We start from the raw sequence: 21,596 nt of genomic DNA, 5'->3' as shown, positions 1-21,596 counted from the left end.
GAGTGATTACTCGTAGCGGAGCCCGTCGACCGGAGAGAGCCTCGAGGCAGCGCGGGCCGGGTAGATGGTGGCGATGGTGCAGATGAGCATCGACGCGACCGCGACCATCGCGTAGTCGGAGAGGTTCACGTTCACGGGCAACCGGTCGATGTAATAGACGTCCGGATCGAGCCGGACACCGAACCAGTACAGGCCCGTGCAGACCGCGAGCGCGGTGCCGACACCGTAGATCGTGCCGATGGCGCCGATGATCACGCCCTCGAGCATGAACACGCGCATCACCGCGTTGTCCGAGGCGCCCAGCGCCTTCAGGACGGCGATCTCCTTGCCCTTCTCGGTCACCATGAGGAGCAGCGTGCACACGATGCAGAAGCTCGCGACCGCGATGGCGATGGACAGGATGATGAACGTCGCGATCTTCTCCAGCTTGAGCGCGCTGAAGAGGTTCTTGTTCATCTCCATCCAGTCGCGGACGCGGAGCTGCGGCGGCGGCTTGCCTCCCTCCGGCGCCTCGTCGAGCGCGGCGCTCGCGGCGACGGCCGCCTCCACGGCCGGGCGGACCTCCTGCACCCGCTCGGGATCCGGGACCCGGATGTCGATGTGGGTGATCTTGTCGTCGAGGCTGAAGAACTTCTGCGCCTCTTCCATCAAGACGTACGCGTGCGTGACGTCGTACTCGTACATGCCGCTATAGAAGATCGCCGCGACACGGAACTTGCGGGAGCGCGGCATCACGCCGGTGGGGCCGAGCTCACCCATCGGCGACAGGAGGGTCACCTCGTCCCCGACGAGCACGTGGAGCGATTTCGCGAGCTCGCGGCCGATGATGACGCCCGGGTAGATGCGCGTCTGCTGCTTCAGGTAGTCGCGCACCGACGGGTCGACGTCCGTTGGCTGGCGGAAGTCCGGCCCCTTGAAGTACGGCTCCCCGCCCGGACCTCGGCCGATGACCTCCTCGGGAGGCAGGCTCGTCAGCTTCTCGGGATCGCGCAGGTAGTCGAAGCTGCCGACCTCGATGTTCTTGGGGAGGTCGATGACCTGCCCGATGGTGTCCGGATCGATGCCGCGGACGAGGGCGCCCGCGGTGTTCGAGGCGCTGGAGCCCATCGCCTCGCCGGCCGCGACCGGGGTCGCGGCGCCTCCGTAGGGCGCGAGCGCGACGCGCACCTGGGTGAGCTTGTCGTCCCAGTTGCCGAAGCCGCCGGGGCGGGAGGCGTCGACGACCATGTGCGCGTTGTTGCCGAGGATCTTGCGCTTCAGGTCGGCGCCGAAGCCGCCCATGATGCTCGTCACCGAGCACAGGGCGCACGAGCTGACGGCGACGCCGGCCATCGACAGGACCGAGATGACCGTGAGAAAGCCGCTCTTCGAGGCGCGGACGTGGCGCGCGGCCACGTGGGGCACGAAGCTCCGGCGCTCGAGCGCGTCGAGGGCGATCGGCAGGAGCGCCGACAGCACGAAGAACAGGAAGGCGACGCTCGAGACGAGCGCGGTGAAGCGGATGATCTGATCCGTGGCGTTGAACGACGCGCCCTTCCCGACGGGCATCCTGGCCGTGAGCGTCGCGGTGGCACCGAACGCCACGCCCACGAGCGCGCCCCACCACCAGCCGAGCGCGCGATAGAGCCCCTTGCGGACAGGGCGGCTCCCGGCGACCAGATAGCCCGTGCCCGCGCCGAACAGGACCCCTCCAAGGATCCACCGGAAGGTCGGCTGGATGGGCAGGACCGCGACCCAGAGGACGACGATCGCGAGCGCGGCGAGCAGGGACATCGCGCCGAGCACCCGGAGCCCCGCGCGGGCCTTGGAGCCCCACCTGCCGGAGAGCCACCGGGCCTTGTCCGCGGTCGTCCTGGCCCGGAACAGCCGAAGACCCCCGCCCACGATCAGCGCGGCGACGAGCTGGGCGATCAGCTCGGTATTGCTGGAGAAGAAGGCGCCGATGAGCGCGAGGCCCTTCGCGCGCCCGCTCGACGCGATGAGCGTGAGCGCGAGCAGGCCGGCGCCCGTGAGCGCGACCACGACCCCGCCGCGCACGACGCCGGGGCGCCGCGGCTCCAGCTCGCCCTTCTTGTCGAAGCGGGTGTAGCCCCGCCAGGCGAGCAGGACGATGCCCAGAGCGACGGCGGCGAGGAGCGCGGCCTGCAACGACCTGGAGAGCTCGATCACGCGTCGGTCTCGGGACGGAGGAGCGGGAACAGGATGACGTCGCGGATGGAGGTCGCGCCGGTGAGGAGCATCGTCAGGCGATCGACCCCCATGCCGAAGCCCGCCGTCGGCGGGAGGCCGTGCTCCAGGGCGCGGACGTAGTCGGCGTCGTAATCCATCGTCTCCTCCTCGCCCCGCGACTTCTTCTCGACCTGCGCGCGGAAGCGCGCGTCCTGGTCCTCGGGGTCGTTGAGCTCGCTGAAGGCGTTGCAGAGCTCGCGGCCGTCGATGAAGAGCTCGAAGCGGTCGACCAGCGAAGGATCGCTGTCCTTCTTGCGCGCGAGCGGCGAGACCTCGAAGGGATAGTCGATGATGAAGACAGGGACGCTCTTGTCGCCGGCCTCCGTGCGGTAGTCCCTCGTGAGGAACGGCTCGACCACGTACTCGTACGCGCAGAAGACGAGCTCACCGGGCGACTCGCACTTCTTCGCGCCCGCGCGGAAGTTCGTCCAGTCGATCTCGCGCCCGCTCGCCTTCGCCGCCTTCGCCCACTCCTTGATCGGGGCGTCGTCCGCGGCGACGCGCTGCGGGACGTCGGCCGGCAGGCCCGACTTCGCCAGGGCGCGGGCGATCCCCTCGGCCATGGGGACGCGCTCGAAGCGCTCGAGCGAGTACGTGCGCTGCGCGGACCAGGCCGCGTGCTCGGCCGGGAGCCGCTCGGCGAGGCGGGCGTCGACGTGGCGGAGCATCGCCTCGGTCGCGTCCATCAGCGTCTCGTACGTCGCGTACGCCTGGTAGTACTCGAGCATCGTGAACTCGGGGTTGTGCCGCGTCGACAGCCCCTCGTTCCGGTAGCAGCGGGCGATCTCGTAGACGCGCTCGAAGCCGCCGACGACGAGCCGCTTCAGGAAGAGCTCCGGCGCGATGCGCATGAAGAGCCCGAGGTCGAGCGCGTTGTGGTGGGTCTTGAACGGCTTCGCCGCCGCGCCGCCGACGAGCGTGTGCATCGTCGGCGTCTCGACCTCGAGGAAGCCGCGCGCGTCGAGGAACCCGCGCAGCGCGGCGACGATCGTGGTGCGGGCGCGGAAGACCCCCGCGACGTGCGGGTTGGCCACGAGATCGACGTACCGCATGCGGTAGCGCGACTCGACGTCCTTGAAGCTCGTCTTGGTCGGCAGCGGGCGGTAGGCCTTCGTGAGCAGCCGGAGGCGCTCGGCGCGGATCGAGAGCTCGCCCTTCTGCGTCGCCATCGCGACGCCGCGGGCCTCGACGAAATCGCCGAGATCGATGTCCTCCAGCCGCTCGAAATCGGCGAGGCTCCCCTGCTCGCAGTAGAGCTGGAGCTCGCCGGTGCGGTCGCGCAGCCGGACGAAGGTGACGCCGCCGAACGAGCGCACGAAGAGGACCCGGCCCGCGACGCGGAACGGGACCGGCTCGACGCGCGCCGGATCGTAGCGATCCGCCGCCGCGGAGGCGGATCGCTCGGGCGCCGCGCCCTCGGGCCTCGGCTCGGCCGCGGCCCGCGCCCCGTCGAAGCGGGCGCGGACGGCCGCGAGCTCGACGAGCGGCTCGCCCTCCGTGACGTCGTTGGCGAACGGGTTGTCGCCGCGGGCGCGGAGGCGCGCCGCCTTCGCCTTGCGGGTGGCGATCAGCGTCTCCTCGGCGCGCGCGGCCTCGGCGGCCTCCTTCACGAGCCGCTCGGTCTTCTTGTCGTTCGGTCTGTCTTTTTGCTGGCTCACGGAGCGTCGTCCTCCGCGACGGAGCCGCCCTTCCTGAGCGAACCGCCGGCCGCGGCGAGCAAGTAGGCCTCGATGAAGCCCTCGAGATCGCCGTCGAGGACGGCGTCCACGTCGGTGGCCTCGGTGGAGGTGCGCACGTCCTTGACGAGCCGGTAGGGCGCGAGGACGTAGTTCCTGATCTGGCTGCCGAAGTTGATGGCGCTCTTCGCGGCGTTGTAGGCCTGGACCTCGGCGTCCCGCTTCTGGAGCTCCATCTCGTACAGCTTCGCCTTGAGGACCTTCATCGCCATCGCGCGGTTCTGGTGCTGGCTGCGCTCGGCGCGGCACACGATGTTGAGGCCGGTCGGGAGGTGCCGCAGGCGAACGGCGGTCTCGACCTTGTTCACGTTCTGCCCGCCCTTGCCGCCGGCGCGCATCGTCGTGATCTCGATGTCCTTCTCGTTGACCTGGATGTTGATCTCGTCGTCGCTGTCCGGGGTGACCTCGACGGCGGCGAACGCGGTCTGGCGCGTGTGATCGGCGTTGAACGGGCTCATCCGGACGAGGCGGTGGACCCCGGCCTCGGATCGCAGATAGCCGTACGCGGCGTCGCCGCTCACCGTGAGGGTGACGGCGTCGATGCCCGCCTCGTCGCCGTCCTGGTAGTCGATGATCTCCGTCTTGTACCCGCGGCGCTCGCAGAAGCGCAGGTACATGCGGAGGAGCATGGACGCCCAGTCCTTCGCGTCGGTGCCGCCGGCGCCCGGGTGGATGCTGACGATGGCGTTGCCGCGGTCGGCGGGGCCGGACAGCATGCGATCGAGCTCGACCTTGCGCAGGCGCCCGGCGATGGCGTCGGCCTGCACGTCGGCGTCGGCGATGACGCCCTCGTCGCCCTCGGCAGCGCCGAGCTCGAGGTACTCCGCGAGATCTTCGATCTCGCGGCCGAGCCGCTGCGCCACCTCGAGCTTCGACTCGACCTGGGCGCGCTTGCGGAGGACGGCTTGGGCTTTTTCCTGATCGTTCCAGAACCCCGACGACAGCGTCGTCTGGGTCAGGTCCTGGAGCATCCGTTCGAGCTTGGGGACGTCAAAGATGCCCCCTTAGCGCCTCAAAGCGCCTTTTGATGTCCAGGACTTTCTCGCGGGTCTCGGAGAGCATGGCGGGGGATCTATTCGATCTGGGCGGCGATCGCCAGGAGAGACGCCAGGCGAGACCGCCGCGCGCGGGCGGACCGAGGCGGCTCCACGTCGGGCCCACGTCGGGCGCGCCGGCGAGGCGCTCTTCAACGCGGCGCGCGGGCGGGAGAGGGTGCGGCGGATGACCCGGCGCCGCGGATTCCTTGGCGGTGGACCACGTCACGACCGCCGGACGCCCCGAGGCCGCGCGAGCTCCGCTCTTCCCATCCAGCGCGACAAGGCGCCTCAACCAGGAGTCGGCGCAGGGACGGATTCCTGGACGGCGCGGCGGATCCTGGACCAGAGCCGCTGAGCTCTCCGCGCTCGCCTTGGGTTCCGCAGGGCAGCGCGGATGGCCCTGAGGGAGACCGCGGGAGGCGGCGCCTTGCTGCTCAGCGCGGCGTCGAGGTAGCGGGCCAGGAACTCCGTCAAGGCGACGGCGGTGACCGCATTGGAGAAGAGACCGGCGACCGGGACGAGGCCGAGCGTGAAGTTGGCGAAGAGCCTCACGGCCGCTCCACCCCAGATGATCTTGCTCACCTGCAGCCACGGAGCCCTGCGGAGCGGCACGCCCCGGCGCCGGGTCAGCGACACGGAGAAGTAGTAATGAATGGGAACCACGATCAACTCATCTGCGCCGGGAATGGGCTGAGTGACGAAGCTGATCACTGCAGTGACGGCAGAATACTTGTTGGTCAGCCGGCGGATCGTCGGTTCCATGAGCCGTATATACGGCGTGGAGCCAGCCGCCGCGAGGCCGAGACAGGCATGTTGACGAGGGTACGGCGCGCGCAGTCGAGGGCGGATCACGCTCGGCCTGGACGAAGCATGGGAGTCTCCGCGTTCGTCGATGTCCTGGGGGCCCTGGAGATCGCTGCGGGAGAGAGAGAGGGAGATCTCCAAAGCACGTTGGAGCGGCCCGCAGAGTGGAGCCCGGGCATGGGAAAGACCATTTCCCGCGCCTCCGCAGCCCTCGCGGGGCGCCGGCGCTACGGATCGAGCCCTTCCCTGCACGCGACCCGGAGCTCCCCGAGCGCGGCGACGAGCGACTCCCGCTCGCTCTGCCATGCCGGCGACGGGGCCTCGGCGTCACGCCGGCGGAGGTGCTCGCGGGCCTCGTCCCAGAGCGGGCGCGGCGGCACGAGCGGCGGCACCCGCGCGCGCACGGCGTCCGTCAGGCGCAGCACGCGCTCGACGCGGGACAGCGCCTCGCCGAGCGGCACCTCGCCCGACTTGCAGCGCCGGAGCAGGCCGCACTCGTAGCTGCTGCACACGGAGAAGCGCATCTCGTAGACGGTGCACTTCCGATCGAGATGGCAGGGGCACGGCAGGCTGAAGGCGTCGTGGTACCGATTGCAAGCGAGCGGCAGGCGCAGCTTCTCGGCCCGCGGGAGCTCGTGCTCCTCGAGCGGCGCGACGTCGAAGAGCAGCCCCGTGCAGCAGAGGCCGCACGCGGTGCAGAGGTCCGAGCCATCCGGCCGCGCCTCGGGGGCCTCGTTCGCTGGGGGAGAGCTCACCCGCGTCGATTGGCACGCGCGTGGCCGCGCGTCGAGGCGCGAAGCGGCCGGGCGACGCGCGCGTGTCGGACGAGCGCTCAGGGCGCGGCGTCGTCGAGCACGATCTCGCGCAGGTGATCGAGCCCGACCGACCCGGAGCCGATCACCCTGGCGTGAAACGCCTTCAGATCGAACGCCTCGCCCTGGCGGCGCTTCAGCGTGTCGCGCAGCTCCAGGACGACCCGCTCGCCGACCTTGTAGGAGATCGCCTGCCCCGGCCAGCCCAGGTAGCGCGTCGCCTCGCTGTGCGCGTGATCCAGCGGGAGGAAGGCCCGGCGGTGGAGGTACTCGACGGCGATCTCGTAGCGCCAGGGCTCCCCGGCGTGGAGCGGCGCGTCCCGGGGGATCGGCAGCTCCAGGTGCATGCCGATGTCGAGGACGACGCGGTAGGCGCGCGTCAGCTTGCCCGAGAGCATCCCGAGCACGTAATCGGGGCGCTCGAAATAGCCGAGCTCGTACATGAGCTGCTCGGCGTAGAGGGCCCACCCCTCGGCGTGGCCGGAGTTCGTCACCAGGAAGCGGTGGAGTCGGCTCAGCCGGTCATCGAGGTGCACCTGGAGCGCGCACTGCAGGTGATGGCCGGGGAAGCCCTCGTGGTACGCCGTGGTGATCTCCTCGTAGAGCGGGAACGCCTGCTTCGTGCCGGGCGCATACCAGACGGTGCCGGGCCGCTTGAAGCCGTCGCTCGGGGGCACGTAGTAGGCGCCGAGCGCGCCGCCCGGCGGAGCGAGCTTCACCTCGATGTGGCGGATGGGCGCCGGGATGTCGAAATGGACGCCGTCGAGCTCGGCGAGCGCCTTTCGCTGGCGCTCGGACATGATGCGGAGGAACTCGTCGGCGCTCGGCGCGCACCGGGCGGGGTCGGTCATGAGCAGATCGATCACCTCGGGCAGCGACGCGCCGGGGAGGATCTCGCCGGCGAGGCGCGCCATCTGGGCCTCGATGGCGTGCACCTCGGACCACCCCCAGGCATAGGTCTCGATCGGGTCGATGCTCGCGCCGAGGAAGCGGCGCGAGAGGCGCAGGTAGCGCTCCTTTCCCACGGCGTCCGCGGCGCGCGCGCTCGGCAGGTACGTCTGCTCCAGGTAGCCGGCGAGCGCGCCGAACGCGGCGCGCGCCCGCTCGACGCCGTCGGCGACACGCGCGCGACCTGCGTCCGCGCCGCGACCCGACGCCTCGTAGGCGGCCGGCAGGGTAAGGAAGAACGACGCGTCGCCCGCCTGGTAACGCGCCTGCTCGATCACGGCGCACACCTGGCGACGCGCGACGACCTGGCCCGTCCGGCGCCCCTCCTCGAGCGACGCGCGGTAGCTGTCGCACGCGCGCGGCAGGCCCTCCAGGCGCGACGCGATGGCCTCCCAGCCGGCGGCGCTGTGGACATCCATCAGGTCGAAGACCATCCGGAGGTGCTGGAACGCCGACTCGATGTTGTTGAGATCGCGCAGGTGCTCGCCGTGACGGAAATCGTCGAGCCGCTCGTCCAGGTGATCCGCCATGACACGGCGTGCGAGGCGACACCACCGCGCCTCCGCCCCGGGGCGCGGCGGCGGCAGCGAGCGGAGCCGCTCCTGGAAGGACGCGACCGTGGAGGCCCACGACGCGGTGCCGCTCGGGCTCCAGTCGTTCCAGGCGCCTTCGTCGCAGGGGATGCCCGCGAGGGTGGCATGGGCAGGACAGCGGGCAGCAAAAGCTTCGACGAACTCGTCGCTGAGGGCGAAGATCGGATCGCGCGCGTCGTGGTCTTGGCTCACCGCGACAGCATATGCGGCCACGACCGGATTTTCTCCGGGCGCGCGAGACGATCCGTCGGGTCTTCGTTACGCTTGCTGAAGGGAGGTCGCTCACGCGGCGGCCTCGGGGAGCGACATGAACCACCGCAGCCTGCCAGGCGAGCTCCATGACGACGACCAGCGCTCCTGCGCGGCTCCTCCATCGCGCCTCCAGTCCCCACGGCGGCCCGTCTGGCCGCGCGCCTCGGCGCTCCTCGCCGCGGCGGCGCTCGCGGCGCTCGGCTGCGCCGCGACCTCGGCCGACCAGCCGGCGCTCTCGGCGTCACAGCCCGCCGCGATGACGCCAGCGCAGATCGCCGCGCGCGCCATGCCGGCGGTCGTCACGATCCGCGGCGACGGCTCGCTCGGCGCGGGCTTCCTGGTCCGCGAGGACGGCTGGATCGCGACGAATTTCCACGTCGTCGCCGGGATGCCGGACCTCAAGGTGGTCCTCGCGGATCAGAGCGAGCACCCGGTGCTCGAGGTGCTCGCGTTCGACGAGGCCCGGGATCTCGCGATCGTCCGGATCCACGCGCCGCGGAGGCTCCCGCTGCTCTCCCTCGGCAACAGCGGCGCGGTCCGCCCCGGCGATCCGGTCGTCGCGATCGGCCATCCGCTCGGCCTCGCGGACACCGTGTCGAACGGCCTCGTGAGCGCCGTGCGCGTCGTGGATCCGGAGCTGACGCTGCTGCAGATCTCCGCGCCGATCGCGCCGGGCTCCTCGGGCGGCCCGCTGTTCAACGATCACGGCGAGGTGATCGGCGTCGCCGCGGCGGTCTCGACGCAGGGGCAGAACCTCAACTTCGGCGTGCCCGCCGACTACCTCAAGCTGCTGCTCGTGCGCCCCGATCCCGTCCCGCTCTCGACGTTCGCGGCCGAGACGGCCGACGAGGAGCGAGGGCTGCCGGCGGTCAAGCGATCGGTGCCTCACCACGCGCTCGCGATCCTCCGCGGCTGCACCGAGGGGGATCTGCTCGTGCTGGCGCGGACGATGGACGGCGCGATCCAGGTCGGCTCACCCCTCTACAACCAGGGGGATTTCGCGTCTTGCTATCACGTCTACGCGGGCGCCTCGCTCGACATGGAGCGCCGGCTCGGCCCCGCGTGCAGGGGCCCCAGGAACGCGCTCGTCGAGGGCCGGCGCAAGGCGGCCGGGCTCGACGACGAGGCCGCCCAGGCCTGGGCGATGCGCGACGCGTTCGACGGGCTGCTCGAGGTGATCCTGCGAAAGGTCCACGGCGAGGCGCAGTGAGCGGCGCCTCGCCGCGGTAGCGAAGGGGGCCGGGCGCGACGCGCCGCGGCCCCGGAGGGCGGCCGGGGTACCGCTAGTCGAGCTGCGCCGGCGCCGGCCGGCCCGCATCGTGCCCGACGGCGGCGCGCACCGCGGCGCCGCGATGCCCGGCCGCGACGACCCCATCCGCCGGAGCGGCGCCGTCCTCCCCCGTCCCGCGCGGCGCTCCCTGGTCGTCGCTGCCCCGCATGAAGGGCAGGATCCGCATGAGCCACGACGAGACGTCGTCGAACAGCGAGTAGGCGACCGGGGTCGCGAGCAGCGTCAGGAGGAGCGCCAGCGTCTGCCCGCCGATGATCACGAAGCCGGTCGCGCGGTTCGTGCCCGAGCCCGCGCCGCTCGAGACGACGAGCGGGATCATGCCGGCGACGAACGCGAGCGTGGTCATCAGGATCGGCCGGAGCCTGTCGCGGTTCGCCTCCAGAATGGCCTGCGCCCGCGGCAAGCCGTGCTCGCGCAGCTTGATCGTGTGATCGATCTGGAGGATCGAGTTCTTCTTCACGACGCCGAACAGCACGACGATGCCGAGCAGCGAGAAGATGTTGAGCGACTGCCGGAAGATGATGACCGCGATGAACGCGAACGGCACCGTCAGCGGCAGCGACAGGAGGATCGTGATCGGGTGCAGCCACGACTCGAACTGCGCCGCGAGCACGAGGTACATGAAGACCAGCGACAGGAGGAGGGCGACGAGGAAGCTCTTCATCATCTTGACGAGCTCCTTCGACGCGCCGACGGGGCCAGCGGAGTAGCCGGACGCGAGGTTCATCTGCGACACGGCCTTGTCGAGCTCCTGGATGACCGTCTGCTGCGAGTACCCCGCCTCGAGGTTGGCGGTCAGCATGACCTGCCGCTGACGGTTGTACCGCTCGATGCGCGACGGGCCCGTCCCCTCGGAGAACGACACCACGTTGTCGAGCGTCACGGCGCCGAGCTTGGTCGACGGCACCGTGATCTTCGCGAGGCCCTCCTTGTCGGAGCGGAAGCTCGGCAGCGCGCGCGCGCGCACCTCGTACTGCTCCCCGCCTTCGTTGTAGGTCGACACCTTGTACCCGCCGACCAGGAGCCGAAGGGTGCTGGCCACGTCGCCGACCTGAACGCCGAGATCGGCGGCCTTCTTGCGGTCGATGACCACGCGGATCTCCGGCTTGCCCACGAGCAGCGAGGTGTCCGGATCGACGACGCCCGGGATCGCCTTGAGCTTCTGCAGCAGCGCGTCGGAGTAGTGGCCGATCTTCTGGAGGTCGGGGCCCTGGACCTGGTAGGCGATCTGGGTGCTCTGGCCGCCGGAGAAGGCGGGCACGACGCCGATGTTCGCCCGCAGCTTCTCCGCGTCGAACTGCGGCTTGAGCTCTCGCCGGGCGCGATCGATGAGGTCCTGCTGCGACAGCGCGCGCTGATCCGCCGGCTTGAGCTTCACGTAGATGGTGGCGAGGTTCGGCGTCTTCTGCGGATCGTCGCCGATCGTCGTCAGCGTGTAGAGGACGCCGGGGAGCTTCTCGATGTCCGACGCGATCCGCGTGGCGATGACGCGGGTCCCGTCGAGGCTCACGCCCTCGGGCGCGCGCATGCTGACCTGGAACTGCGACTCGTCCTCGACCGGGAGGAAGTTGAACTTGGCCATCTTCCCCAGCACCGGGATCGAGACGAGCGCCAGGAGCGAGGCGAGCACGATCACCCAGCGGTGCGCCATCGACCAGCGGAGGATCGCCATGTAGCCGCGCTCGATCGGCCCGTAGAAGCGCGACTCCTTGGAGCTGCCGGCGTCGTGCTTCGCCGGCTTCTTCAGCCATCGCGCCGACAGCATGGGCGTCAGCGTGAAGCTCACGATCAGCGAGACCAGGATCGAGAACGCCATGGTGAGGCCGAACGAGTTCAGGAAGCGGCCGACGATGCCGCTCATGAACGCGACCGGGAGGAACACGGCGATCAGCGAGAGCGTCGTCGCGAGCACCGCGGGCCCGATCTCCTTCGTGCCCTGGAGCGCCGCCTCCCACGGGCTCACGCCCTTCTCCTCGATCCAGCGGTAGCAGTTCTCGAGGACGACGATCGCGTCGTCGATCACGATGCCGACCGCCAGCGTCAGCGCGAGGAGCGTGATCCCGTTGAGCGTGAAGCCCGCCACCTTCATCAGGGCGAACGTGGAGATGATGCTCGTCGGGATGGCGATCGCCGAGATCATCGTGCTGCGGGCGTTCGCGAGGAAGATCGCGACGATGATCGCGGCGAGCAGCGCGCCGAGCACGAGGTGCTCCTTGACGGCGTGGACCGAGTTCTTGATGAACTCCGACTGATCGCGGGCGACGGCGATGTGGTACCCCTCGGGGAGGCGCTTCTCTACCTCGCTGATCCGCGCCTTCAGCCCGTCGATGACCTCGACGGTGTTCGTCCCGCTCTGCTTGCGGATGCTGAGGAGCACGGCAGGATCGAGGCCGCGGAAGCCCGCGGACTCCGGCTCCGCCATGCCGTCCTGGACCTCCGCGACGTCGCCGAGCCGGACGGAGTAGCCGTCGCGGTTCGCGAGCACGATGTCCGCCATCTGCTGGACCGACTGCACGCGGCCGCGCGTCCGCAGGGTGAGCGCCCTGCCCCCTTGCTCGATCCGGCCGGCCGGGATCTCGACGTTCTGGCTCGCCAGCGCCTGGGCCACCACGCCGCCGGTCAGGGAGTACTTCTCGAGCTTCTCCGGGTTGATCCAGATGTTGATCTGCCGGCTCCGGCCGCCGATGAGCAGCACCTGTCCGACCCCGGCGAGCGACTCCAGCTCGCGCCGGAGCGTCTTGTCGGCGAACTCCGTCACCGCGCGGACGTCCGCCTTCGGAGACGAGACGGCGAGCGTGAGGATCGGCGCGGCGTCCGGATCCAGCTTGCCGACCACCGGCGGATCGATCCCCTCCGGCAGATCCGCGAGGATGCCTTCGACCTTGTCGCGCACCTCCTGCGCGGCGACGTCGACGTCCTTCTCGAGCTGGAAGGAGATCATGACCTGGCTGAGCCCCTCGACCGACGCGGAGCGCAGCTCGTCGATGCCGCTGATCGTGTTGACCGCCGACTCGATCTTGTCGGAAATCTCGGTCTCCACCTCCTCGGGCGCGGCGCCGGGGAGAACGGTCGTCACGACGATGAACGGGAACTCCACCTTGGGGAACCGGTCCACGCCGAGGCCGAAGTAGGAGAACGCCCCGAGCACCGTCAGGAGCAGGACGATCACCGAGGCGAAAACCGGCCTACGGATGCAGATTGCCGCGAGCCATTGCATGGTCGCTACCTTTCTTCAGTAATGAGGCGCGCGTGCGCTCGGCTCACTGCGCCGCCGCGACCTCGATGCCATCCGCCAGCTCGTTCACCTTGTCGATCGCGACTTCCTCCCCCTCGGAGAGCGGACCGACGACCTCGACGAGGCCTTCGATCTTGCGGCCGGGCTTGACGAGCCGCTCCGTCACGCGATCGCCCGCCTTCACGAACACGCGCGCGCTCGTCCCGGAGGTGCCGACCGCCGCCTCGGGGACGAGGATCGCCGTTCTTGACTCGCCGGTCAGCGTCAGCTCCCCCTGCGCGAAGAGGCCAGGGCGGAGCTTGCCCTCGCTGTTGTCGAACTCGGCCTCCACGGGCAGGGTGCGCGACGAGGCCTTCAGGCTCGCGCCGATCCGCTTGACGACGCCCGGGAACAGGCGACCGGGGAAGGAGGCGACCGAGACGCTGACCGGCTTGCCCACCTCGATGTTCGCGATGTCCGCCTCGGGCACGTCGATCCGCAGCCGCAGCGGGTTGTCGCGGACCACGACCGCCACGACGCGGCCCGGGCTCGCGTACTCGCCGACGCTGATCCGCTTCTCGGCGACGGCGCCGTCGAAGGGCGCCCGCACCGTCGTGTCGGACACCGCCTTCGAGGCGAGCCCCGCCTGCGCCTGCGCGGACGTGAGCGACGCGACGGTCGCGCGGATGCCGTTGACAGCGGCCTCGTACTGCGCAGTCGCGTTCTGGGCCTGCGTGCGCGCCGCGTCCCAGGTCGACTGGGGGACGGCGCCCTGGTCGTAGAGCTGCTTCACGCGCTCGGCCTCGGACTTCGCGAGCTCCATGCTCTGCTTCGCGGCCCGGACCTCGGGGACCTGGTCGGGATCGATCCCCTTCGGCGACGCGCCGTCCTGCAGCGCGAGCTTGGCCCGCGCCTGCGCGACGGCCGCGGACGCGGCCTGCGACTGGAGGGCGACGTTGCGCGCGTCGAGCACGACGAGCGGATCGCCCTTCTTGACCCGGGAGCCCACGTCGATCGCGACGCTCACGACCAAGCCGCCGACCTGCGTCGCCGCCTCGCTCGTCTCGTCGGCGACCAGGGTACCGCTGATGTCGAGCGTCTGCGCGAGCGGGCGCGCGGTCACCTTCCCGAAATGCACCGCGGGCTTCTGGCGTGGCGCGGCGGTGTCGCGCGCCGGCGACGGCTGCGCGTCCGCCTCGGGGCGCTTACAGGCCGTCAACGTAGGCACCGCGAGCGCAGCGAGCAGCGCCGCGACGAGGGCGGCGCGGGAGTGATTCGTTGCGGCGCTACGAGCGCCGAGAGCCCATCGAGCGATATGGCGCTCGGGTCCGCAAGGAGGATGTGTCATGGGGAGTCCGCCCGGTTCTTTGCCAGCGCCTGCCGGTGCGGTCCAGGAGCAAAGCTGGCGGGCAACACACTAGGGTGCTGACCGGCCGGTCATCAAGGGGGTGTTCCGGACAAGGTCTCCGTCCCTCTCGCACTTCATGCCGCCATGGCCGCGAAAAACGTGCTGGGAGCTGTGCGCCGGGTCGCGCGGCCGGCGGCCGGCCATGAAACAGACGGGTGAATCGCGGGTCACGCTCCCGAAAAGAGGCGCCGGAGCACCGCCGCGCAGCGCACACACCCTCCCATCGAGTCGACCGCCGCGGCGCGGAGGGTCGGCGATCATGTGAAATACCGTCACAGAATATTTCAACGTAAGCAGATTCTCTATTACCGGAAAGAAATCTTCTGCCGGTGGAGCGCGGGAGAGCCGGAGGCGAGCGGCGCGGAGAAACGCCGGCTCAGCGCCACGGGTCGAAGGCGCCTCGGAGCGGAGGGCCCGAGAGCTCGGCGAGGAAAGGGTCGAGCGCGCAAAGCGCATCGAGCCAGGCCACGTCGGAGGGCGAGGCCGTGGGCTGCTGGGCGAGGAACGCGAGCCGGCGGGCGCGGGTCGCGTGGGTGTGGACGCGCGCCTCGGCATAGGAGGCCATCTCCCCGGCCGACATCATGAAGGCCCAGTCGCTCGATTGAAGGAGGAGGAGCTCGCGGATCGCCTGGTCCAGCGCGCGGCCGGGCAGCCCGCCCGCGTGGCGGCAACGCGAGAGCGCGCCCAGCACGGCGCGCTCGGCGTGGTGCACGTGGCGCCACAGGGAGGCCGCGCTCGGGCCCGTCCAGAATGCGCCGAACCCGCCTTCGCCCCACGTCGAGGGAGCAGGCTCCACGACCTCGACGGGCGGATGGCGCTCCAGGTATGCGCCGAGCGCGATCGGGACGGCTCGATCCGAGGCCGCGAGCAGGCGCAGGGCGTGCTCGAGGAACTCGGGCCCTTCGAGCCACCAGTGGCCGAAGAGCTCGGCGTCGTACGGGGCCACCAAGATGGGCGGCGGGGCGCTCACGCCGCGGCTCGACGCGAGCGAGGCCTCGCGGCGGGCCACGAAGTCCGCGGCGTGCGCGCGCGCCTGCGCGGAGGCGCGGGCCGGGTCGTACGGGGCCTTGTCGGGGCCGGGCCCGGTCACGCGATGGAGCTTGAGGCCGGTCATGAGCCGGGCGCCGTCGGGACCGACCTCCCCTTCGAGCTCGCGCTCGGGCAGGTCGAGCCCGACGTCGCGGTAGAACTCGCGGTAGACGGGGTGGCCCGGATAGCCGGCGTCGCGCGACCAGACCTCCCGCGCGCTGTCGCGATCGCGCCCGAAGCACGCGAGGCCGGCGGGCGAGAGCACCGGGACGGAGGCGCCGGCGGACGCAGGCGGCGCGGCGAGCGTGAGCGCGTGGGCGTCGAGCACGGTGAAGCGGACGCCCGCCGCCGCGAGATCGGCGTCGAGGCCGGGAGCGTAAGCGCACTCGGGCAGCCAGAGGCCGCGAGGCTCGGGCGCGCCGGTGAAGGCCGCGAAGGCGCGGCGGCCGAGCCGTAGCTGCGCCCGGATCGACGCCGGCGTGGCGAGCAGCCCGGGCAGGTACGCGTGCGTCGCGGCCGTGGTGAGGAGCTCGACGCGGCCCGCCCCGGCGTGGCGCACCAGGGCGCCCGGGACATCGCCGCCCAGCGCCTGCCAGGAGCTCGCCGCGTCCGCGAGCCGCGCGCGGTAGAACGCGGCGGCCTCGGCGAAGCCGCTCCCGGCGAAGCGGGCCTCGACCCGGGCCGCAAGCGCGGTGAGCCGGCGGAGGTGGTCCTCGAACCGGCGAAGGAGCAGCTCGTCGCGCAGCATCGCGAGGAGCGACGGCGAGACGGAGAGGGTCAGCGGGGCGACGACGCGATCGGCGGCGAGGCGATCGAGGACCCCGAGCAGGGGGAGATAACACTCCCAGAGCGCCTCGAAGAACCAGCGCTCCTCCAGAGAGCGGACGTGCTCCGGGTGACGCACGTACGGCAGGTGAGCGTGGAGGACGAGGGCGACGTGGCCCGGCATGGAGCGCTGGGCGGCGGGAAACCGCCGGCGGGCAGTCGTCTCGCACGGTCACGCCTGCGCGGGAAGCGTGCGGCGAAGGTGCTCCCGTCATGGGCGGCGCGCAAGGCGCGGGCCGACGGGCTCCGCCTCGAGGCGCCGGCGCGCCGAGCGCTGGCGATCACATCGCCAGGCGACCGTTCAACCCGGTACGGAGATCCCTTATCGATTCCATTCTAGAAATGTCCTGGACGCGGCAGCCTTCCAATCGAGTGACGCGCCTCAACCCTTCTTGAGCTCCGCCCCGAGGTCCGCTCCGAGGCGCTCGGCTTCGTGCGTGTTTCCGGGCCAAGGCAGGCGCCTTTCCGCCCTTCGCAATCGGGAGCCGTCGGGCTCGGCAAGGAGCGCCCGCAGCCACAGCGCGTCGCCGTCCCGCACCGCATAGGCGGCCACCGGCGTCCGGCAACTGCCCTCCACCGCGGCCATCACGGCTCGCTCGGCGGAGACGCAGGTCGTTGTCTCGGCGTGCGCGAGCGTCGCCAGGACGTCGCGCACGCTGGCGTCCGCCGTGCGGCACTCGATGCCGAGCGCGCCCTGTCCGATCGCGGGCAACGACACCTCGGGCGACAGCACCTCCGTGGCGCGGCCTTCGAGGCCGAGCCGCTTCAGGCCGGCGAGCGCCAGCACCACCGCGTCGAACACGCCGTCGAACACCTTGCGGAGCCGGGTGTCGACGTTGCCACGGACCGGCTCGATCACGAGATCCGGGCGCGCCTCGCGCAGCGCGACCGCCCGGCGGAGGCTCGAGGTCCCGACCCGGGCGCCCGCCGGCAGCTCCGCGAGCAAGGCGCCGCTCCGGGTGACGAGCGCGTCGCGCGGGTCCTCCCGCGCGGGGATGCAGGCGAGGCACAGCGCCGGGGCGATCTCGGCGGGGACATCCTTGATCGAGTGGACCGCGAAGTCGGCGCGCCGGTCGAGGAGCGCCTCTTCGAGCTCCTTGATGAACAGCCCCTTGCCGCCGATGTCCTGGAGCGAGCGATCCTGCGTCCTGTCGCCCGAGGTCACCACCTCGAGCTCGCGCAGGGAGAGATGGGGCACCGCCGCTTCGAGGGAACGAGCGAAGGCGCGGGACTGGGCGAGGGCGAGCGCCGAGCGGCGCGTCGCGAGGGTGAGCTCCGTGGGCATCACGCTCCCTTTAGCCCAGCTGCGCTCACGGCCGCGGCTGGATTCGCGACGGCCATGACGCCCGCCTCGGCGGGCTGGGGGCGCCCGCTGGGCTGCCGCGCGTAAACGCCGTTGTCCTCTGCAGCCTGGGGGCGCGGATCGGCGTGCCGGGGCGAGGTGCCGCCCCGAGCGCCGGAGGCGGGAGGCGCTGCCCCGCGCGCGGACCGAGGCGTGGGAGGCCCATCCACCACGCCGCGCAGCTCCCCCTCGGCGAGCGCCGAGGCGAGGGCATTTTCGGCCGGCGCGCCGTCGATGTCGAACAGCTCCCGGAGCGAGTCGACGTGCTCGGCGACGCGGGGATCGCTGGCCATCGCGCGGAGCCGGGTGGTGGGCACGTGGAGCAGCTTGTTCGTGGCGGCGTCGATCATCATCGCGAGGGCCTGGCGCTCGGCCGCGCCGAGGTGCCGGAGCTTGCCAGAGAGGCTGCGCTCGACCTCGGCCGCGAGGATGGATCGCGTGCGGGCCCGCAGGCCCACGATCGTGGGCGTCAGGGCGCGCTCGAGCGTCCACGCCTCGAAGGCCTGCGCCTCGTCCGCGACGATCGCCTCGGCCCGCGCCGCCTCGGCGGCGCGCCCCTCGACCGACTGCGCCACGATCTGCGAGAGGTCGTCGACGTCGTAGAGGTACACGCTGTCGAGCTTGTTGACGGCGGGGTCGATGTCACGCGGGACGGCGATGTCGATGAGAAACAGGCTCCTGCCCTTCCTGGCCTTGCGGGCTCGGCGGACGAGGTCGGGCGTGACCACGTAATTGGGGCTCGAGGTCGACGAGATCACGATGTCGGCGTCGATGACGGACCGCTCGAGGTCGGCCCAGGGGCGAGGCTCGCCGCCGACCTCGCGGGCGAGCGCGGCGGCGCGGTCCGGGCTGCGGTTGACCACGATGAGGCGGGCGCCGGCGCGGACGAGGAGCTTCGAGGCGGCCTCGGCCATGTCGCCGGCGCCGATGAGCAGCGCCGTGTGACCGGCGAGATCGGCGAAGATCTGGCGGGCGAGATCGATGGCGACGCTGGAGACCGAGACCTGCCCGGCGCCGATCGCCGTCTCCGTGCGCACGCGCTTGCCGACCTTGATGGCGCGGTGAGCCGCGCGGCCGAGCCGGACGCCGAGGGTCTTCGCCCCGCGGGCGGCCTCGATGGCCTCCTTCATCTGTCCGAGGATCTGCGGCTCGCCGACGACCATCGAGTCGAGCGACGCGGCGACGCGGAAGAGGTGGAGGACAGCGTCGCTCCCGACGCGGCCCGCGAGGTGGCCGCGGACGGCGTCTCCGCCGAGGCCGACGAGGGTCGCGACGGCGGCGCGCAGCGCCTCGTTGTCGCGCGAGAGCTCGTCGTCCGAAGGCGGCGGAGCGCTCCCGGGGCGGGACGGCGCGAGCGCTTGCTGGCGGGGAGAGGCGTAGATCTCGACGCGGTTGCAGGTGGAGAGGACGAGCGCCTCGCCGATGGCGGGGTGAGCCGTGAGGCGCGCGAGCACCTCGGGAAGCCGATCCCGCCCGATCGCGAGCCGCTCGCGGACGTCGATGGGCGCGGTCTTGTGGGAGAGCCCGACGAAGATCACCTGCGCTAGCCTCCGAGCCCCGCGGCGGGACGGACGAGATAGATGACGAGCACCGCCCCGGCGCAGGCGAGCCCCGCGATGGTGCCGTACGCCGCGCGACGGCCGCGCCAGCCAGCGGCGGCGCGCAAGAGCAGCACGAGCGCGATGAGGAGCCACGTGGCGTAGCCGAAGATGGCGCGCATCACCTCCTCGGTGTTGCCCATCTCGAGCCGGTGCGCCCAGTACGTCCCCGTGACGATGCCGAGCGTCAGCAAGGGGAAGCCGGCGCTCAGGAAGAGGTGGACCGCGCGGTCGAGCGTGTCGAGCGGCGGGAGGTTGCCCATGCGCTCCACGTGCCGCTTCTGCTTGAGCCGCTTCTCCTGCACGAGGTAGAGCGCGGCAGAGGCGCCGGCGAGCAGGAAGAGGGCGATCCCGAGCAGGTTGGCCATGATGTGGGCCGCGATGAACAGCGGGCTGAACTTCGGCTCGGGGTGCGGCTTTCCGAGGAAGAACGTGCCGAGCAGGAAGGCGAGCCCGAGCGGACCGATGAGGAGCCCGAGCGCGTCGATGCGGAAGCGGCGGCGGGCGACCAGGTAAACGCCGATCGCGAGGAGGGACGCGACCGAGAGCATGAAATGAACCGAGTGGACCGGGCAGACCCGCGCGACGAAGCTGGCGAGCGTGACGTAGGTCGCGTGCCCGAGGGCGCCCAGGCCGAGCAGCAGGGGCGCGTGCCGCGAGGCGGTGGCGGCAAGGGCAGCGCTCGGCCGAGCGCCTGGTTCGTGGACGCGGCCCCCGGCGCCGAAGAGGCCCGCGAGGTCGCCCGCGGAGGGGAGCCGCGCGCGGCTGCGCGCGACGTCGAGGAAGAAGAGCGCGCTGGCAGCGCTGTAGAACAGCAGGGCGAGCGCGAAGCTGATCCCGGAGATGACCTCGGGCATGGCCCCCGTTATAGCCTGCCTCACCGGGGATGGCCCGCCGGCCGCAGCGGTGGGGGCGTACTCTCGTAGGCCCAGGCCCGACAGCACGGAAGCGCCGGGAGAGGCGGGCGCGGCGCGCCGGCGAAGGCGCCGAAGCAACCGGGCGGGGCGCCGCTACAGGTTGCTGGTGAGGAACGCGGCCAGGAGCTCTTCGTCGCTCGTCGGGCTGCTGCTGGTCGCGGTCCCCGCCGGCGCGGCCTTGCGGTGCTCGGCGAACGTGCCCACCGGGGCGCCGATGAACCCCGGGATCACGTCGTAGGCGTTGTCGCCGATGATCATGGACCCCTCGAGGATCTCCGCCCCGAGCTCCCGCAGGAACGCGCGCGTCTTGACCCTTCCGAGGACCTCGTGGATGTCCGCGGAGCCTGTCACCTCGCGGAGCACGCGGATCGCCTCGATGATCTTGTAGCGGCGGCCCTCGGTCTTGATCAGAAGCTCGTCGTTGTTCAGATCGACGCGGTCGCTCGCGATCCAGTCGTCGAGCGCGGCCTGCGGAAAGAACACGCGGTTCTTCATCTCCCGCAGTCTACTCAAAAATGAGCCGGAGCGGTTGGGCCGCGATGCCGGCGGCCAGGGGTGTGCCCGGGCCGACGCGCATCAGGCCGCAGGCGCCTCAGGCCGCAGGCGCTTCAGGCCGCAGGGGGTACCCCGGGCGGAGGCACCGAGTCTCGCCGCAGGCCGCGGAGCCGCGCAGGCAGGTGCCAGAGCGACTCGAAGATCCCGAGCAGCACGTAGAAGCCGAGCAACCACACGAGCACGAACGCAGGCTGCAGCTGCGTCGAGATCACCGCGCTCGACCCGACAGCGAACGCCACGAAGAGCACCGTCCGGACGTTGAGCCGGAGGTCCTTGAAAGAGCGGAACCGGATGGTCGAGACCATCAGCAGCGACAGGATCGTCGTGGTGACGAGGATCGCCGACGCGTAGCGCTCGCCGCCGATCTCGCCGGCGGCCGCGTGGTTCGCGACCACGATCGAGACCAGGATGCCCGCCGCGCCCGGGATCGGGAGGCCGACGATGTACTTCGAAGGCTTCGTGGGCTTGCCCGCCTCACCCATGGAGAGGACGTTGAAGCGCGCCAGCCGGACCGCGCCGCACGCGGTGAAGAAGAACGACACGAGCAGCCCCGCGAGATCGAAGCGGTGCAGCGTCCACTGATACACGAGCATCGACGGCGCCACGCCGAACGAGACGATATCGGCCAGCGAGTCGATCTGCAGGCCGAAGGCGCTCTGGGTCTTCGTCATCCGCGCGACACGCCCGTCGAGGGTGTCGAAGAACATCGCGAAGACGATCAGCAGCGCGGCGCGGTAGAAATCATCTTCCGACTGCGCGGTCGCGGAGCGCCGGATCGAGTCGAAGCCACAGAAGATCGATGAGAGCGTGATCAGGTTCGGAAGCAGGAACAGCGTCTTCCTGAGCTCGAACCGCCGTCGCTTCCGGATCATGCCGCCTCCCGTTTAGGCAGGCCAGGCTATCGCCGCAGGGACCGCGAACGCAAGCACCGAAGCGCACACGCGAGTCGCTAGAAGGTTACCGCGAGCCAGGATCCGGGATCGTTTCATCTCACCGTCGACTTCGT

General features: G+C 71.1%; 15 protein-coding genes. 1 reads left to right on the top strand and 14 read right to left on the bottom strand.

Features of this window, described 5'->3' with window-relative positions; translation table 11 throughout:
• Window positions 1-6: 6 nt before the first annotated feature.
• The 6 genes from POL72_RS35940 to POL72_RS35915 form a co-directional block, all read right to left on the bottom strand.
• The gene (locus tag POL72_RS35940; RefSeq protein ID WP_272101324.1) at window positions 7-2,169 is read right to left on the bottom strand and encodes an FtsX-like permease family protein; all 2,163 of its coding nucleotides are present in this window, start codon (window positions 2,167-2,169) and stop codon (window positions 7-9) included.
• Entirely contained in the window at window positions 2,166-3,887 is a 1,722-nt protein-coding gene (gene lysS / locus POL72_RS35935) for a lysine--tRNA ligase (protein WP_272101323.1), read from the bottom strand. Before lysS ends, POL72_RS35940 begins: the two co-directional genes overlap by 4 nt.
• A protein-coding gene (prfB, locus tag POL72_RS35930) for a peptide chain release factor 2 (protein WP_272101322.1) occupies window positions 3,884-5,027 on the bottom strand; the annotation gives its coding sequence in 2 pieces (ribosomal slippage) (window positions 3,884-4,957 and window positions 4,959-5,027; 1,143 coding nt in all). Before prfB ends, lysS begins: the two co-directional genes overlap by 4 nt.
• 263 nt (window positions 5,028-5,290) lie before the next feature.
• The gene (locus tag POL72_RS35925; protein WP_272101321.1) at window positions 5,291-5,764 is read right to left on the bottom strand and encodes a hypothetical protein; all 474 of its coding nucleotides are present in this window, start codon (window positions 5,762-5,764) and stop codon (window positions 5,291-5,293) included.
• A gap of 269 nt (window positions 5,765-6,033) precedes the next feature.
• Window positions 6,034-6,561 (bottom strand): hypothetical protein, encoded by a 528-nt coding sequence (locus POL72_RS35920; protein ID WP_272101320.1) that lies wholly within the window; start codon window positions 6,559-6,561, stop codon window positions 6,034-6,036.
• 77 nt (window positions 6,562-6,638) lie between these two features.
• Complete coding sequence (locus POL72_RS35915; RefSeq protein ID WP_272101319.1) at window positions 6,639-8,372, bottom strand: DUF885 domain-containing protein; 1,734 nt, start codon at window positions 8,370-8,372, stop codon at window positions 6,639-6,641.
• 94 nt (window positions 8,373-8,466) lie between these two features.
• Here POL72_RS35915 and POL72_RS35910 point away from each other — a divergent pair, with 94 nt between their 5' ends.
• Window positions 8,467-9,621, top strand: coding sequence for a S1C family serine protease (locus POL72_RS35910; protein WP_272101318.1), 1,155 nt, complete (start codon window positions 8,467-8,469; stop codon window positions 9,619-9,621).
• A gap of 73 nt (window positions 9,622-9,694) precedes the next feature.
• Here the strand turns inward: POL72_RS35910 and POL72_RS35905 are convergent, their stop codons facing one another.
• From POL72_RS35905 to pssA, 8 genes are all read right to left on the bottom strand, one after another.
• Entirely contained in the window at window positions 9,695-12,919 is a 3,225-nt protein-coding gene (locus POL72_RS35905; protein ID WP_272101317.1) for an efflux RND transporter permease subunit, read from the bottom strand.
• Between the two features lie 43 nt (window positions 12,920-12,962).
• Window positions 12,963-14,144 (bottom strand): efflux RND transporter periplasmic adaptor subunit, encoded by a 1,182-nt coding sequence (locus tag POL72_RS35900; protein ID WP_272101316.1) that lies wholly within the window; start codon window positions 14,142-14,144, stop codon window positions 12,963-12,965.
• 556 nt (window positions 14,145-14,700) lie between these two features.
• Window positions 14,701-16,302: a glycoside hydrolase family 57 protein gene (locus POL72_RS35895; protein WP_272101315.1), complete on the bottom strand. Its 1,602-nt coding sequence runs from the start codon at window positions 16,300-16,302 to the stop codon at window positions 14,701-14,703.
• Between the two features lie 258 nt (window positions 16,303-16,560).
• A complete protein-coding gene (gene hemC, locus POL72_RS35890; protein ID WP_272101314.1) occupies window positions 16,561-17,463 on the bottom strand; it encodes a hydroxymethylbilane synthase in 903 nt (300 codons plus the stop codon).
• Window positions 17,463-19,058, bottom strand: coding sequence for a glutamyl-tRNA reductase (gene hemA / locus POL72_RS35885; protein ID WP_272101313.1), 1,596 nt, complete (start codon window positions 19,056-19,058; stop codon window positions 17,463-17,465). Before hemA ends, hemC begins: the two co-directional genes overlap by 1 nt.
• Before the next feature lie 5 nt (window positions 19,059-19,063).
• On the bottom strand, window positions 19,064-19,975 hold the full coding sequence (locus POL72_RS35880) for a cytochrome C assembly family protein (protein WP_272101312.1): 912 nt from the start codon (window positions 19,973-19,975) through the stop codon (window positions 19,064-19,066).
• A gap of 153 nt (window positions 19,976-20,128) precedes the next feature.
• The gene (locus POL72_RS35875; protein WP_272101311.1) at window positions 20,129-20,530 is read right to left on the bottom strand and encodes a hypothetical protein; all 402 of its coding nucleotides are present in this window, start codon (window positions 20,528-20,530) and stop codon (window positions 20,129-20,131) included.
• A gap of 113 nt (window positions 20,531-20,643) precedes the next feature.
• Window positions 20,644-21,462 (bottom strand): CDP-diacylglycerol--serine O-phosphatidyltransferase, encoded by an 819-nt coding sequence (gene pssA / locus POL72_RS35870; RefSeq protein ID WP_272101310.1) that lies wholly within the window; start codon window positions 21,460-21,462, stop codon window positions 20,644-20,646.
• Between the last annotated feature and the right edge of the window lie 134 nt (window positions 21,463-21,596).

It is taken from the genome of Sorangium aterium (genome assembly GCF_028368935.1).
Taxonomy (GTDB): Bacteria; Myxococcota_A; Polyangia; order Polyangiales; family Polyangiaceae; genus Sorangium; species Sorangium atrum.
Note: the sequence above shows the minus strand (reverse complement) of the source record. Positions and strands in the feature narration are given on the sequence as shown.

Bases quoted from the DNA above. Each gene is read 5' to 3' on its own strand.
- POL72_RS35925 (WP_272101321.1), bottom strand. From the start codon at position 5,764: ATGGAACCGACGATCCGCCGGCTGACCAACAAGTATTCTGCCGTCACT.
- POL72_RS35905 (WP_272101317.1), bottom strand. From the start codon at position 12,919: ATGCAATGGCTCGCGGCAATCTGCATCCGTAGGCCGGTTTTCGCCTCG.
- POL72_RS35875 (WP_272101311.1), bottom strand. From the start codon at position 20,530: ATGAAGAACCGCGTGTTCTTTCCGCAGGCCGCGCTCGACGACTGGATC.
- POL72_RS35880 (WP_272101312.1), bottom strand. From the start codon at position 19,975: ATGCCCGAGGTCATCTCCGGGATCAGCTTCGCGCTCGCCCTGCTGTTC.
- pssA (WP_272101310.1), bottom strand. From the start codon at position 21,462: ATGATCCGGAAGCGACGGCGGTTCGAGCTCAGGAAGACGCTGTTCCTG.
- POL72_RS35895 (WP_272101315.1), bottom strand. From the start codon at position 16,302: ATGCCGGGCCACGTCGCCCTCGTCCTCCACGCTCACCTGCCGTACGTG.
- hemC (WP_272101314.1), bottom strand. From the start codon at position 17,463: ATGCCCACGGAGCTCACCCTCGCGACGCGCCGCTCGGCGCTCGCCCTC.
- POL72_RS35910 (WP_272101318.1), top strand. From the start codon at position 8,467: ATGAACCACCGCAGCCTGCCAGGCGAGCTCCATGACGACGACCAGCGC.